Source organism: Brevundimonas sp., from assembly GCF_035626975.1.
GTDB lineage: Bacteria > Pseudomonadota > Alphaproteobacteria > Caulobacterales > Caulobacteraceae > Brevundimonas.
Genome location: NZ_DASPMQ010000005.1, coordinates 68,171 through 81,967, shown reverse-complemented (window position 1 = coordinate 81,967; position 13,797 = coordinate 68,171). Strand labels below are relative to the sequence as shown.

The window sequence follows — 13,797 nt, the reverse complement described above, 5'->3', positions numbered from 1 at the left end:
GGGACGGCCATGACCGACGCTTCCAGTTCCGCCTATGACGAGATGTTCGCCGCCCTGTGCCGGGAGGTCGGCTTCTGCCTGCATCCCAAGGGCGAGAAGCGGGTGCTCGCAGCCCTGCCGAACGGGCTGGACGCGGCGACCCGGGCCGTGTTCGACGCCGAGGGCGTGGATTTCGTCTCGGCTCCGGGCGACCTGCGGCGGGCGGTGCGCGACTGCCTGAAGGCCAATCTGCCGGACGCCTGAGCGGAACAGAATCCGGGCGACCGGGCTTGGGTTCGGCGTACGGGCGCCTAGATGAGGGCTCCCCGAACCCTGTCGAAGGAGCCTCCCCATGGCCTTTACGCTTCCGCCCCTCCCGTATGCCTATGACGCGCTGGAGCCGGCCATCGACAAGGAGACGATGACCTTCCACCACGACAAGCACCACCAGACCTATGTCGACAACCTGAACAAGGCGGTGGACGCCATCGCCCCGCTCCAGGGCCAGTCGCTGGAGCAGATATTCGAGAGCGTGTCGAAACTGCCCAAGGCGATCCGCAACAACGGCGGCGGCCACTGGAACCACAGCCTGTTCTGGGAACTGCTGGCCCCGGTCGGGCGGACCGGCGAACCGTCGGCGGAACTGGCGGCGGCCATCGACCGCGACCTCGGCGGGATGGACAGGTTCAAGGAAGACTTCAACGCCGCCGGCGCCGGGCAGTTCGGCTCGGGCTGGGCCTGGCTGGTCGTCCAGGACGGCAAACTCAAAGTGAGTTCGACGCCGAACCAGGACAATCCGCTGATGGACGTGGCCGAAGAGAAGGGCGCCGTCGTGCTGGCGGCCGACGTCTGGGAGCACGCCTATTACCTGAAGTACCAGAACCGCCGGGCCGACTATCTGAAGGCCTTCTGGACGGTGGTGAACTGGAACAAGGCCAACGAACTGTTCGCGGCGGCGACGGCCTGAGCCGGTCGTTCGCGCCCGGCGTCCCGGCGTCGGGCGCCACGGCCCCCCAAACAAGCATAGCCGCGGACCTTCGTCGGAGCCGACCATGACCTTTTACGCCCGCCTCGCCGCCGCCGGCCTGATCCTCGCCGCCATGGGCGCCGGCGCCTGCTCGCCAGAGGCAGAGAAGAAGGCCGCGCCGCCCGCCCCGGCGGCCGCGGCCATTCCGGACATTCACGCCTTCCGCATCGGCGCCCTCGAGGCGACGGCGCTGAGGGACGGCGAACTGGTCTTCCGGGCGTCGGACAGGGAGACGAGCCCGTGGGCCGATGTCGACGGGGTCACCGCGCTGCTGACCGCCGCGGGCCAGGCGGACGGGCAGGTTCACCTGCCGATCCAGCCGCTGCTGGTGCGGGACGGCGACCGGGTGGTGCTGATCGATTCGGGCGCCGGCGGCCAGATGGGCACGGAGGGCAAGCTGCTGGCCTCGCTGCGGGCGGCGGGCGTGGAGCCGGGGCAGGTCACCGACGTGTTGATCTCGCACGCCCACGGCGATCACGTCGGCGGACTCGCCGGAGCCGATGGCCGGCTGACCTTCCCCAACGCCGTGATTCGCATGAGCGAAGCGGAGTGGGACTACGCCAGGGCCGGAGCGGCGGAGGCGGGGGCCGGTCCGCTGCTGGCGGCCATAACCCCCAGGGTGGAGACGTTCGCCCCCGGTGCGCAGGTGACGCCCTCGATCAAGGCGGCGCCCCTGGCCGGGCACACCCCCGGCCATAGCGGGTTTGAGATCGTGTCGGGCGCCGACCGCCTGCTCTACATCGGCGACGCCCTGCACAGTTCGCTGATCTCGGTTCAGCGGCCGGAACTGGTCAACGGCTGGGACAGCGACAGCGCCGCGGCGATCCGCACGCGCCAGATCCTGCTGGATCGCGGCGCCTCGGGGAGCCTGAGGATCTACGGCGTCCACTTCCCGTTCCCCGGGATCGGCAGGTTTCAGCGCCGCGACGACGGCTTCGTCTGGGCGCCGGAGGATCAGGCGGCGCCTTGACTCGGGAGGGGGCGACGGTCATAAGCCCCGCCTTCACGCCACCGGCTCGCCGCGTTGCGTGATCCACTACGGACGATGCGTGGACCGCCGTTGAGATCGTCCCTCCAGTTGGGGAGGGACCGGGCCGCATCATATTGAGAGTGACTTATGTCCAAGCGCCACAGCGCCAAGTACAAACTCGACCGGGTCATGGGTGAAAACCTCTGGGGCCGCTCGAAATCCCCGGTCAACAAGCGTTCCTACGGCCCCGGCCAGCACGGCCAGCGCCGCAAGTCGAAAGTCTCGGACTTCGGCCTGCAGCTGAAGGCCAAGCAGAAGCTGAAGGGCTACTACGGCAACATCACCGAGAAGCAGTTCTCGGCGACCTATGACGAAGCCTCGCGCCGCAAGGGCAACAGCTCCGAGAACCTGATCGGCCTGCTGGAGTCCCGCCTGGACGCCATCGTCTACCGCGCCAAATTCGTTCCGACCGTCTGGGCCGCCCGCCAGTTCGTCAGCCATGGCCACGTGACCGTCGACGGCAAGAAGGTCGACATCGCCTCGTACCGGGTCAAGCCGGGCCAGGTCGTCGAGGTCAAGGAAAAGTCCCGCGCCATGGCGCTGGTGCTCGAGGCCCAGCAGTCGTCGGAGCGTGACGTTCCCGACTATCTGGAACTGGGCGACCGCGGCTTCTCGGTCCGCTACGTCCGCGTGCCGGAGCTGGCCGACGTGCCGTTCCCGGTGAAGATGGAGCCGAACCTGGTGGTCGAGTACTACTCGTCGTAATCGCTTCGCGATTACGACCTTTTGTGGCGCTATGCTCGTGACACGGTCACTCGCGACTTGAGCGCCGAATCGGAAACGCGCTCAAGCAGCGAGCTGCCGCGCGGCGAGCGATAGCGCGAAATCTGGGGCCCCGGAGCGATCCGGGGCCCTTTCCGTATCCGCCTGTGGCGGGTTCCCCTGACGAACGAACAGGCGCACACTGGACAGGTTCAGGATTTCGGCGCGGGAGGCCGGGAATGAAACGGATCGTCACGCTCTCCGGCGCGCTGTTGCTGGCCGCGGCCCTGCCGGGCTGCGCGCTGATGGACCGGTTCACCGGCCAGGAGCCGACGGCCGTCGCCGGGGGACCGGGGCAGATCGAACCCGTCCACGCCGCCGCCATCGTCCAGGACCAGGCCGTGTTCTGGGTCAGTTCGAACGGCTGCACCCAGAAATCGGACCTGACGCCGGTGGTGCGCCGCGTCGGCGCCGCCTCGGTGATCACCCTGCGCCGCCTCAGGGAAGACCGCTGCCTCGAGCCCCGCGACGAGGGCGTGGAGATGCGCTGGACCTTCCAGGAAATGGGGCTGGCGCCGGGGAGCCGGGTCTCGGTCGAGAACCCCTACCAGCTGCCGCGCGGCTGACCGACGCTGCACTGACGGCCGTGGTCCTGCCGGACCAGGATTGAAGCCCGTGCCGTTTCCGACGATACAGGCTCCATCCTGGGGGAGGCCATTGTGTTTCAAATTCTACTTCTCCTGCTGACTGGCCAGGATCCGGCCTTGCCCGTCGCCTTGGAGCCCGCGCCGCCCGTCGTCGAGGCGGCCGTCCCGGCGGCGCCGGAGGCCGCGCTGCCGGTCAGGCCGGTCAGGCCGGTGTCCGGGTACAGCGAGGCGGGTCTGGCCGCCGGGCATACCGGAACCGCCGTCGTGGAAGTCGATGTCCAACCGGACGGGACCAAGGGGCAGGTCGCCATCGCGGTTTCCTCGCGGTCCGACCTTCTGGACGCCGAGGCGATCAGCATGATCACCGGGGCGACCCTGCGTCCGCAGGCGGTTCCGACGCGCTACAGGATCGAGGTCAAGTTCGACCCGTCCAACTTCCTCGAAATGAAGTGCCGCGACTTCGCGCTGCAATCGCGTTGGTTCGCGGCCACGTGGCCCGAGAAAAGCCCCACGGAGACGACGCTGTACAGGGCGTCGGTGGGGGCGATGACCCTTGTGGCGATGAATGGCGGGGCCGCCGGCGTTGAGGCGCTCCGTCCGGTCAGGGAGATGGAGGCGCAATGGCCGCGGCTGATCGTCGAGTGCGAGCGTGAGCCGGACCGGCCCTACCTGCAGATGCTGGCCCGCCTGATCGGCTGACCGGTCAGCGGGCTTCGAACGCCGGCAGCATATCCGGCGGGATGCGCTGTGGCCGCATGGTGGCTGCGTCGACCAGCACCCATTCCGACACGCCCTGGGCGCACAGCCGGCCCTCGCCGTCCTCGATCCGGACATAGCGGTTGAAGCGCGGGCCCTGGGGATCGCCGACCCAGGTGCGGGCCTTCACGTCGGCGGCGTCGGGCAGTAGCGGGCGGAAATAGTCGATCTCGTGGCGCAGTGCGACCCACGACCAGCGGGCGCGCGTCTCGGCGTCGAAGCGGGCGTTCCAGTGGGCCGTGCCCGCGTCCTGCAGCCAGCCGACATAGACGACGTTGTTGACGTGGCCGTTGTCGTCGATGTGCCCGGGCCGGACCTCCAGCGGGACGACGAAAATCTCGCGGTCGTCCCGGGGCTCGAGCTGAGCCCTGGCCATCAGGCGTCGGCGTCGCCGAGGGGCACGCCCTTGTCGGCGAGCAGGGCCTGCAGTTCGCCGGCGTTGAACATCTCGCGCACGATGTCGGAGCCGCCCACGAACTCGCCCTTGACGTAAAGCTGGGGAATGGTCGGCCAGTCGCTGAAGACCTTGATGCCGTCGCGCAGGGCGTCGTCCTGCAGCACGTCGACGCCGACGAACGGCGCGCCCACATGATCGAGAATCTGCACCGCCAGCGAGGAGAAGCCGCAACGCGGCGCGTCCGGCGTGCCCTTCATGAACAGCACGACGTCATGCTGTTTCACCGTCTCGGCGATGAAGGTCTGGACGGGATTGGCGATGGCTTGATCGGTCACTGGAACAGGGCCTTTCGGTGATGGCCGTCAGCTAGGGACCCAAAGGGGCCGGGTCAAGGCGCCGGAAGGTCTCAGCCCTCTGAGGCTCAGGCGGCCTTGGCGCCCGCGACCCGGGCCATCTCGATCTGGGCGGCGAGGCCCGGCGGCATGTCCCGGTCCGGCACCATGGCCAGCATATTGATCCGCTCGATGTCGCTGGCGCGGATCAGCACGCTGGACACCGAGGGGTCGGTCAGGGCGTAGGCCAGGCAGATGGCCTCGGCGGGCCAGTTGTTGGTGCGGTGCAGGAAGGCGAAGGTGCCGGCATGGGCCAGCGGATTGGCCTTCGATTTCGAACCGCCGAAGCCGAACAGGCCCTTCTTCGGCTGATGCACGGCGGCGGCCTTCTTCGCGGTGTCCAGGCTTTCCGGGAAGTAGTCGTAGCCGAAGATGGCCATGTCCGATTCCTGGGCGGCGCGCAGGCGCGACCGGATCTGCCACGGCGAATTGACGTGGAAGGGCGTGACCAGGACGTCGAAGGCGCCCGTCGAGACATAGGTGTCCATCACCTCGCCCTCGCCGGAAATGCCCAGCAGGCGGACCCGTTCGGTGGCCCGCAGGGCCTTGAGGGCGCTGAGGGTGGTCTGCGGCAGCTCATGATCGGCCGGTTCGTCGAGGATCGCCAGGTCGAACCAGCCGAGGCCTGAGATGCCCAGCGCGCGATCGATGGCCGACGTGATGCCCTCGGCCGAGAAATCGCGATCGGATCCGCGGCGGCCATCGCCGGCCCCGAGGGTCAGGGAGACCTGGACCAGCTTGCGGTCGACGTGCTTCAGGGCCTGGCCGAGAATTTCCGCCAGCACGGGATCGGCCGTTTCCAGCCGATAGCTGTTGATGCCCGCTTCGAGCGCCGAATAGATCAGTTCGCGGCTGGCTTCGGGGCCTTGGGCGACGTCACGCGGGCCCAGGCTCAGCGTGAGCGCCGAGACCGCCTGACCCGCCTGTCCAAAGGGACGGTAGCGCATGGTTCAGTCTCCTGCCGGGGAGGCGTTGGCCGGCGCCGAGGTTTCGAGCGCCAGCGCGTGCAGTTCGCCGCCCATCTTGCCCTTCAGCGCCGCGTAGACGAGCTGGTGCTGACGGACGCGCGGCAGGCCCGCGAACGCCGTCGAGACGACGCGGGCGCGATAGTGGTCGCCGTCGCCGGCCAGATCGTCGATGACGATCTCGGCGTCGGGAAAGGCCTCGGTCAGATGACCGCGAAGCTCTTCGACGGGCATGGGCATGGGACGGGCGATTCTCTCTCGATTTCACCGGCCAGAATGCCGCGTAAACCTTAATGGCTGGCTACGGACAGGCGGTTCAGGCGGCGGTGCGCTCGAACAGGATCACGGGTTCGCCCTTGTAGGTCGTCTCGACGTACGGGGCGAAGCCGGCGCGGCGGGCCAGGGCGATCGAGGGCTCGTTCTCCGGCGAGATCATGCAGACCGTGCGCGCGGCGTTCAGCGTGTCGTCGCACCAGGCGAGGGCGGCCGACAGGGCCTCGAAGGCCAGGCCCTGACCCTGGAAGCGGGGATGGACGCCCCAGCCGAGCTCCGGCGCGTCGAACGCCGGTTCGAGGGTTCGGTGGTAGTCCAGCACGCCGACGCTGCCCACGTAGTCGCCGCCGTCCCTGAGGCGGACGGTCCAGTTGCCGTGGCCCAGCGCCTCCCAGTGGCCGATGTCGCGCAACACGCGCAGCCACACGTCCTCGCCTGTCAGCGGCGCGGGGAAGATGTGACGAATGAAGTCAGCGTCGCCCCAAAGGACCCGCAGGTCGTCGTAGTCGGAGAGCGCGACGGGTGTCAGGGTCAGGCGTTCAGTGATCAGGGTGGTCATGGGGTCTCGAACAGGGCTCCTGCGCGTTCGATCCGTGTCTGGCCGCTCGCGTCCGTGACGGCGTAGGTGAAGCCGGGCTGTAGTGCAAAGCCGCCGGCGCGGCCCTGCTTGTCGAGCGCCAGCAATGCGACCTGCGACCGGGCCACGGCTGCGCCGCGCAGCCGGGCGAGGCGCTCGATGACGCGACGGCAGGCGGCGGCCGGATCCAGTCCGGCGCGCATCGCCTCGACCACGGCATGCGAGCCGGCGACGCGGACGACGTCCTCGCCCACGCCCGTGGCGGTGGCGCCGCCGACCTCGTCATCGACATAGAGGCCGGCGCCGATGAGCGGGCTGTCCCCGACCCGGCCGCGCATCTTGAAGGCCATCCCGGAGGTGGTGCAGGCCCCGGCCATCCGGTCCGCCGCGTCGATGGCCAGCAGGCCGATGGTGTCGTGGTTTCCCGGGCCGCCGGGCATGGCGCGCCAGTCGGCATTCTCGCTGTTGATACGGGGGGCGTAGTCGGCGGTTTTCAGCCACTCCCGCCAGGCCGCCTCCGCCCGCGGCGTCAGCAGGTTGTGGGTCTCGAAGCCCTGTTCGACGGCGAAGCGCCGCGCGCCTTCGCCGACCAGCATGGTGTGAGGCGTGCGCTCCATCACCCGACGGGCCACCGAGACGGCGTGGACCACGTCCTCCAGCGCGCAGACCGCGCCGATGTCGCCCGCCCACGTCATGACGCAGGCGTCCAGCGTCACCCGGCCGTCGCGATCCGGCAGGCCGCCGAGACCGACCGAGGAATTGCTCTCGTCGGCTTCGGCCACGCGCCCGCCGGCCTCGACCATGTCCAGCGCCGAGCCGCCGGTCGCCCGCGCCGCCAGGCCAGCGGCGTTGGCGGCGGCGCCGAAGTCCCAGGTCGAGACCATGACCGCGGGCGCGGCGTCCGGGGCGACGGCCGCGCCCGCGAGGGCGGCGACCGGCGCCGCACCCAGCAAGGTCCTGCGCGAGGGCCCGGTCACATCAGGCCCAGTTGCTTGAAGCTGGCCACGCCGTCGCGGCCGACGATCAGGTGGTCGTGCACGGAGAGGTCGAGGGCGCGGGCGGCCTCGATGATCTGGCGGGTCATGTCGATGTCGGGGCGGGACGGGGTCGGGTCGCCGGACGGATGGTTGTGGACGATGATCATCGACTTGGCCGACAGCTCCAGCGCCCGGCGCACCACCTCGCGCGGATAGACCGGAGCATGGTCCACGGTGCCGCGATTCTGGATTTCGTCGAGGATCAGCTGGTTGCGGTTGTCGAGGTAGAGGACGCGGAATTGCTCGCGCGGCTCATGCTGGAGCGACAGGCGGACGTAGGCCAGCAGGGCGGTCCACGACGAGATGACGGTGCGCTTGCCGGCCTCTTCCCTGGCGACGCGCCGGGCGACCTCGTGCAGGGCGGCGAGGTCCAGGGCGGTTTCGACGCCGATGCCCCGGGTCCGGCCTCGCGCATCCTCGGTCCTGACGGTCATCAGATCCTCGACCGAGGCGGCGAGCACCGCCGCCAGGGACTCGAAGCGGGCCAGAAGGGCCTTGGCGATCGGCTTGACGTCGCCCTGGGGCTGGCTGCGGAACAGAAAGAATTCGAGCAGCTCGTAGTCGGGGAGGTGGTGCAGGCCGGCCGTGCGGGCGCGGTTCCTCAGCCGTTCGCGATGGCCGGACAGGCCGGGCCCCCTGATGGCGAGGACCTCGGCGGACGGCGCGTCCTGACGCGCAGCCGGTGTCGGGAAGGGCAGCACTGCGGACACGGCGGCCTCCGGGATGAACGCCGCACGATGCCAGAACAGAAAGGGAACGTCCAGTTCGGCCGAGAACAGGCCGTCGGAGCTACGCTCACCGGTCAGAATTTGGGACGGAACAGTCCCGCGGGGCTGGCGCTGAAGATTTCGACGCCGGTCTCGGTGACCCCGATGGTGTGTTCGCACTGGGCCGACAGGGACTTGTCGCGGGTGACGGCGGTCCAGCCGTCGGACAGCACCTTCACGTGCGGCTTGCCCAGGTTCACCATCGGCTCCACGGTGAAGAACATGCCGGTCTTCAGCGTCGCGCCCTCGCCGCGGCGGCCGTAGTGCAGGACGTTGGGGCTGTCGTGGAACAGCCGGCCGATGCCGTGGCCGCAGAAGTCGCGCACCACCGACATGCGGTTGGCCTCGACCACCTGCTGGATGGCGTAGCCGATGTCGCCGAAGGTGGCGCCCGGCCTGATGACCGCGAGACCGGCCTCGATCGAGTCATAGGTGACGTCGATCAGCTTCCTCGCCCGGGCGTTGATCTGGCCGACGGGATACATGCGGCTGGAGTCGCCGTGCCAGCCGTCGACGATGACGGTGTGGTCGATGTTGACGATGTCGCCGTCCCTGAGAACCTTGTCGCCCGGGATGCCGTGGCAGACGACGTGGTTGATCGAGGTGCAGACCGTCTTCTCATAGCCCTTGTAGCCGAGGCAGGCGGGCAGGGCGCCGTGGTCGAGGGTGAACTCGCGGACCCGGTCGTCGATCTCGCCGGTGGTGACGCCGGGGACCACGAAGGGCGTGATCATGTCGAGCGCCTCGGCGACCAGGCGGCCGGCCTTGCGCATGCCCTCGAAGGCTTCGGCGTCATGGACGCGGATTTCGTGGGTGCGGACGAAGGCGTCGCTGTCCAGTTCGGGGGTCTCGTACATCGGTCTCTTTCGGCGGGGCCCGGTCAGGGGTGGGGCCGCCATGGCAGGGCGCGATCCAGCCGGATCGCTTCGGAACTCAGGTGGCAACTATAGCACAGAACCTCAACCCCGCGCGATGCGGCCTCGCGCAGGGCGGGGCCGTAGGCGCGGTCGATGTCGTCGGCTGTGGTGAAGGAGTCGCAGTCCATGCGCTGGACGATGAACAGCATGACGGCGCGGCCGCCGGCCTCGACCACCCGCTCCAGCGCCTTCAGGTGCTTGACGCCGCGGACCGTGTTGCAGTCGGGGAATTCGGCCAGCGGCGGGGTGCGGCTGAAGTGGCAATTCTTGATCTCGACCCAGCAGGACGGGCGCCCGAGGCCCTTGGCGTCGTCTTCAAGCAGGATGTCGATGCGGCTGTCGACGTCGTAGCGCACCTCGCGCCGGAGGATGCGGTAGCCGGTCAGTTCCGGGATCCTGCCGCGCGGGATGGCGGCCTCGGCGATGCGGTTGGGATTCAGGGTGTTGACGCCGACCGGACCGGCGTCGGGCAGGATCACGGCCTCCAGGGTCAGCGGCAGCTTGCGCTTCGGATCGGGCGAGCGGGACAGCCAGACCGGCAGGCCCGGCGCGGTCAGGCCGAGCATGGCGCCGGGGTTCGGGACGTGGACGGTGGTTTCGCGGCCGTCCTCCAGCACCACGTCGGCGAGGAACCGCTTGTAGCGGCGGATCAGGGTTCCGTGTTCGAGCGACGACTTGAAGCGCATGGGCGAGGGTCTACTAGCTGCTGGTCATGAGCGATGCATCCCCCACCGCCGCCGTCCTGATCATCGGCGACGAGGTCCTGTCCGGCCGGACGCAGGACACCAATCTGAACACCATCGCCCGGTTTCTCGGGGCGTTGGGGATCGACCTGCTGGAGGCGCGGACGGTCGGGGACCGCAAGGCGCAGATCGTCGAGAACCTGAACGCGCTGAGGGCCTCGCACGATCATGTCTTCACCACCGGCGGCATCGGGCCGACGCATGACGACATCACGGCGGATGCGGTGGCGACGGCGTTCGGGGTCGAACTGCTCGAGCATCCAGGGGCGCTGGCCATCCTGGAGCGGCGCTATGGCGATGAGCTCAACGCGCCGCGTCGCCGGATGGCGCGGATTCCGGACGGCGGCTCGCTGATCGCCAATCCGGTGACCGATGCGCCGGGCTTCCAGATCGGCAACGTCTTCGTGATGGCCGGGGTGCCCAGGATCATGTCGGCGATGCTGGAGGACGTGGCGCCGCGGTTGCGGACCGGGGCTGTGGTGCACTCGCGGACGGTGCGGGTGACCGGCGTGGGCGAGGGCGACGTGGCGGATATGCTGACGGCGGCGGCGAGGGCGCACCACGATCTCAGTTTCGGGAGCTATCCATTCGGGGCGGGCGCGGTGGGGGAGATCGGGACCAATCTGGTCGTGCGCGGGCGGGACGGAGGGGCCGTTGAGGCGGCCGCGCAGGCCTTGCTGAAGGCGCTGGAGCTCGCCGGAATCGAGGCGAGAATCCCGGCGCGAGCCTAGCCGGTGAAAGCGTCGACCACGGCCCGGTACGCCGGATTGGGACGGCCGGCGGCGTCCAGCAGGAGCGGACTCTCGTCGGGGCGGTTCTTGCCTTCCTCGCGGACCAGCCAGCTGTCGACGTCGCGCAGGCCCCAGGTGGTGAAGGCGTAACGCTGGCGTTCGGGCAGGGCCATGAAGGCCTCGGCCAGTTCGCCGACGCGCGCGACCTGCTGGGCGCGGCGCTCTGCGGTGGGACGCAGGTCGGGCAGGCGGCCGCCGTCGCGCTGCATCGGGAAGTCCAGTTCGGAGACGTGGATCGGCAGGCCGAGCGAGGCCGCGTCGCGCATGAAGGCCGTGATCTGTCCGGCCGGGATCTCGATGTTCAGGTGCGACTGGGTGCCGATGCCGCCGATCGGGGCGCCGAGCTTGAGCAGGCGCTCGACCAGTTTCAGAAATGTCGCGCCCTTCGCCGGGATGTTCTCGAGATTGTATTCGTTGAGGAACAGGACGGCGTCGGGGTCGGCGGCGCGGGCCTGTTCAAAGGCGCGGACCATGTAGCCGTCCATGCCCAGGGCGCGGCTCCAGTGGCAGTCGCGCAGGCCGTCGCCGTCCTCGGCCACAGGCTCGTTGACCACGTCCCAACCGGCCATCCGGCCCCTGTAGCGGCCGACGGCGGCCGCGATGTAACGGTCGTATTCGGCGGCGAAGCGGGCGCGGGGAACGTCGTCGTTGAAGACCTCGCCGCCCTGGGAATACCAGATCAGGGTGTGGCCGTGGACGCGCAGGCCGTTGTCGCGGGCGAAGGCGACGACGCGGTCGGAGGCCGAAAAGTCATGGGTGAAGCCGGCGCCGAGCGTGCGCTCCATCTTCTGCTCCCACTCGGGCGTCAGCTGGGAGCAGTGGCGCAGGACCTGTTCGAGCCAGTCCGGCTGGTCGAGCTGCCAGGTCATGGCGGTGGCGCCGAAAGGGCAGGGCGCGACGGCCTTCAGCGGCGGGGCGGGGGGATCGGCGGCGGGCCGGGCGGTCGCGAAGCGGTCGCAGGCGGCCAGCGCGATCGGCGCGGCGAGGAGGGCGCGGCGGTTCAGGCGCGGCGGGTCAGCCCGCACGGCGCCTCAGGCCCAGTTCGTCGAAGGCCGCGGTCTCGCGCTTGCCGGCGGCGATGATCCGGTTCAGCCGGGTGGTCTCCGCAACATGTTCGAACTTCTTCAGCTCCTCGAAGGCGCCGGTCAGGGCGTCGCGGGCCCCCGCCTCCTCGGCGTTGATCTCGACCACATCGGCCTCGGCGGCGGATTTGCGCAGCTTCCAGCCGTTCAGATAGGCCTGCAGCAGCATGGCGGCCTCGGCGTCCTCGCGGGCGCGCTCCTGCTCGATCTCGGCCTCGGCCTCCAGCACGGCGAGACGCATCTCGGCGGAGGCGCGACGGGCGGTGATCTCGGCGAGCCGCTTCTGCAGCGTCTCGACCTCGTAGTTGGAGATGCGGATCAGGGATTGGGCCCAGGCGGTCATGCTGCGTCTCCGGTCACTGAACCATTCCCTGGTTCAGAATGGTTTCCAGACGGTCAAAGGAATCGGCCAGCCGCGTCACGTCATGGTGATCCTGCCCGAGGAAGGCCTCGAGCGCGGGATTCAGGGCGATGGCGCGGTCGACGATCGGATCGGCGCCGGTGCGATAGGCGCCGATGCGGATCAGTTCTTCCATGTTGGCGTAGGCCGACAGGCACTGACGGGCGCGGCGGTTCAGCTCGCGTTCGGGCGGGGTCTGGCAGCCGGGCAGGGTGCGGCTCACCGACTTGAGCACGTCGATGGCCGGGAAGCGGCCGCGCTCGGCGATCTTGCGGTCCATGACGATGTGGCCGTCGAGGATGCCCCGGACGGCGTCGGCGATGGGCTCGTCATGGTCGCCGCCGTCGACCAGCACGGTGAACAGGGCGGTGATCGGTCCGGCGGTGGTGCCGTCGGGCCGGACCGGGCCGGGGCCGGCGCGCTCCAGCAGCTTGGGCAATTCGGTGAAGACAGTGGGGGTGTAGCCCTTGGTGGTCGGCGGCTCGCCCGCGGCCAGGCCGATCTCGCGCTGGGCCATGGCGAAGCGGGTGACCGAGTCCATCAGGCACAGGACCTCGAGGTCCTGGTCGCGCAGGAACTCGGCGACGGCCATGGTCATGTAGGCGGCCTGCCGGCGCTTCAGGGCCGGTTCGTCGGAGGTGGCGACGACGACGATGGCGCGGCGCAGGCCTTCCTCGCCCAGGGTCTCCTCGATGAATTCGCGGACCTCCCGGCCCCGTTCGCCGATCAGGCCGACCACGACGACGTCGCAGGTCGCCTGTCGGGCCAGCATCGACAACAGCACCGACTTGCCGACGCCCGAACCGGCGAAGATGCCGAGGCGCTGGCCGCGGCAGGTGGTGGTGAAGACGTCCATGGCGCGGACGCCGAGATCGAGCCGCTCGCCGACCCGGCCGCGCGAGTGGGCGGGGGGCGGCGGCGCGCGGAGCGGATAGGCGGCGGGGCCGGTCGGCAGCGGCCCCTTGCCGTCGATGGGCTGCCCGAAGGCGTCGATGATCCGGCCGAGCCAGGCGGTGGTCGGGCGCACGCTGGCGGCGGCGGAGACGATGCGGATGTCGGCGCCGGGGGCCACGCCCTCGACCGGGCCGAACGGCATCAGCAGGGCCTTGGCGTCGCGGAAGCCGACCACCTCGGCGGGAAGGGGCGACAGATGGCGGCGCTCGATCTCGGCCCGGGCGCCGACGGCGAGGCGGGACAGGCCGCCCTTTGACTCGATCAGCAGGCCGTTCACGCCCGCGACCTTGCCGGTCACGACCAGCGGATCGATCGCTTCGACGGCGGCGGCGAGATTGCGCAAGCGGAAAGCCCCTGATCA

19 protein-coding genes are annotated in these 13,797 nt (G+C 69.7%); 7 read left to right on the top strand and 12 right to left on the bottom strand.

The window, feature by feature from the left end:
* The first annotated feature begins 9 nt into the window (after positions 1-9).
* From VEB62_RS01210 to VEB62_RS01185, 6 genes are all read left to right on the top strand, one after another.
* Positions 10-243: a hypothetical protein gene (locus tag VEB62_RS01210; protein ID WP_324794650.1), complete on the top strand. Its 234-nt coding sequence runs from the start codon at positions 10-12 to the stop codon at positions 241-243.
* Positions 244-331: 88 nt separating this feature from the next.
* Positions 332-946, top strand: a complete 615-nt coding sequence (locus VEB62_RS01205) for a superoxide dismutase (protein WP_324794648.1) — start codon at positions 332-334, stop codon at positions 944-946.
* A gap of 85 nt (positions 947-1,031) precedes the next feature.
* The gene (locus VEB62_RS01200; RefSeq protein ID WP_324794646.1) at positions 1,032-1,976 is read left to right on the top strand and encodes an MBL fold metallo-hydrolase; all 945 of its coding nucleotides are present in this window, start codon (positions 1,032-1,034) and stop codon (positions 1,974-1,976) included.
* Positions 1,977-2,123: 147 nt separating this feature from the next.
* Entirely contained in the window at positions 2,124-2,741 is a 618-nt protein-coding gene (gene rpsD, locus VEB62_RS01195; RefSeq protein ID WP_324794645.1) for a 30S ribosomal protein S4, read from the top strand.
* 236 nt (positions 2,742-2,977) lie between these two features.
* Positions 2,978-3,364: a hypothetical protein gene (locus tag VEB62_RS01190; protein ID WP_324794643.1), complete on the top strand. Its 387-nt coding sequence runs from the start codon at positions 2,978-2,980 to the stop codon at positions 3,362-3,364.
* 138 nt (positions 3,365-3,502) lie between these two features.
* The gene (locus VEB62_RS01185; RefSeq protein WP_324794642.1) at positions 3,503-4,084 is read left to right on the top strand and encodes a TonB family protein; all 582 of its coding nucleotides are present in this window, start codon (positions 3,503-3,505) and stop codon (positions 4,082-4,084) included.
* A gap of 4 nt (positions 4,085-4,088) precedes the next feature.
* On the opposite strand, the gene VEB62_RS01180 is transcribed toward VEB62_RS01185, so the two are convergent.
* From VEB62_RS01180 to sfsA, 9 genes are all read right to left on the bottom strand, one after another.
* Complete coding sequence (locus tag VEB62_RS01180; protein ID WP_324794641.1) at positions 4,089-4,517, bottom strand: acyl-CoA thioesterase; 429 nt, start codon at positions 4,515-4,517, stop codon at positions 4,089-4,091.
* Positions 4,517-4,873, bottom strand: coding sequence for a Grx4 family monothiol glutaredoxin (gene grxD / locus VEB62_RS01175; RefSeq protein WP_324794640.1), 357 nt, complete (start codon positions 4,871-4,873; stop codon positions 4,517-4,519). Before grxD ends, VEB62_RS01180 begins: the two co-directional genes overlap by 1 nt.
* An 86-nt stretch (positions 4,874-4,959) precedes the next feature.
* Positions 4,960-5,877: an aldo/keto reductase gene (locus VEB62_RS01170; RefSeq protein WP_324794638.1), complete on the bottom strand. Its 918-nt coding sequence runs from the start codon at positions 5,875-5,877 to the stop codon at positions 4,960-4,962.
* 3 nt (positions 5,878-5,880) lie between these two features.
* Complete coding sequence (locus VEB62_RS01165; RefSeq protein WP_324794636.1) at positions 5,881-6,135, bottom strand: BolA/IbaG family iron-sulfur metabolism protein; 255 nt, start codon at positions 6,133-6,135, stop codon at positions 5,881-5,883.
* 76 nt (positions 6,136-6,211) lie between these two features.
* Positions 6,212-6,727, bottom strand: a complete 516-nt coding sequence (locus VEB62_RS01160; RefSeq protein WP_324794634.1) for a GNAT family N-acetyltransferase — start codon at positions 6,725-6,727, stop codon at positions 6,212-6,214.
* Positions 6,724-7,722, bottom strand: a complete 999-nt coding sequence (locus VEB62_RS01155; protein ID WP_324794632.1) for a glycosylasparaginase — start codon at positions 7,720-7,722, stop codon at positions 6,724-6,726. The genes VEB62_RS01160 and VEB62_RS01155 overlap by 4 nt, the downstream gene beginning before the upstream one ends.
* Positions 7,719-8,423, bottom strand: coding sequence for a RadC family protein (gene radC, locus VEB62_RS01150; RefSeq protein ID WP_324794761.1), 705 nt, complete (start codon positions 8,421-8,423; stop codon positions 7,719-7,721). The genes VEB62_RS01155 and radC overlap by 4 nt, the downstream gene beginning before the upstream one ends.
* A gap of 161 nt (positions 8,424-8,584) precedes the next feature.
* Positions 8,585-9,406 (bottom strand): type I methionyl aminopeptidase, encoded by an 822-nt coding sequence (gene map, locus VEB62_RS01145; protein WP_324794630.1) that lies wholly within the window; start codon positions 9,404-9,406, stop codon positions 8,585-8,587.
* Positions 9,407-9,429: 23 nt separating this feature from the next.
* Entirely contained in the window at positions 9,430-10,152 is a 723-nt protein-coding gene (gene sfsA / locus VEB62_RS01140; RefSeq protein WP_324794628.1) for a DNA/RNA nuclease SfsA, read from the bottom strand.
* A 26-nt stretch (positions 10,153-10,178) separates the two neighbouring features.
* On the opposite strand from sfsA, the gene VEB62_RS01135 reads away from it, so the two are divergent.
* Positions 10,179-10,940 carry a competence/damage-inducible protein A gene (locus tag VEB62_RS01135; RefSeq protein ID WP_324794626.1) on the top strand — a complete coding sequence of 254 codons (762 nt, stop codon included), beginning with the start codon at positions 10,179-10,181 and terminating at the stop codon, positions 10,938-10,940.
* On the opposite strand, the gene VEB62_RS01130 is transcribed toward VEB62_RS01135, so the two are convergent.
* The 3 genes from VEB62_RS01130 to fliI are packed head-to-tail and all read right to left on the bottom strand — an operon-like array spanning position 10,937 to position 13,779.
* The gene (locus VEB62_RS01130; RefSeq protein ID WP_324794624.1) at positions 10,937-12,025 is read right to left on the bottom strand and encodes an endo-1,4-beta-xylanase; all 1,089 of its coding nucleotides are present in this window, start codon (positions 12,023-12,025) and stop codon (positions 10,937-10,939) included. The two genes, VEB62_RS01135 and VEB62_RS01130, sit on opposite strands and share 4 nt — an antisense overlap.
* Complete coding sequence (locus VEB62_RS01125; protein WP_324794623.1) at positions 12,015-12,425, bottom strand: flagellar export protein FliJ; 411 nt, start codon at positions 12,423-12,425, stop codon at positions 12,015-12,017. Before VEB62_RS01125 ends, VEB62_RS01130 begins: the two co-directional genes overlap by 11 nt.
* A gap of 13 nt (positions 12,426-12,438) precedes the next feature.
* The gene (fliI, locus tag VEB62_RS01120; RefSeq protein ID WP_324794622.1) at positions 12,439-13,779 is read right to left on the bottom strand and encodes a flagellar protein export ATPase FliI; all 1,341 of its coding nucleotides are present in this window, start codon (positions 13,777-13,779) and stop codon (positions 12,439-12,441) included.
* Positions 13,780-13,797 lie beyond the last annotated feature (18 nt).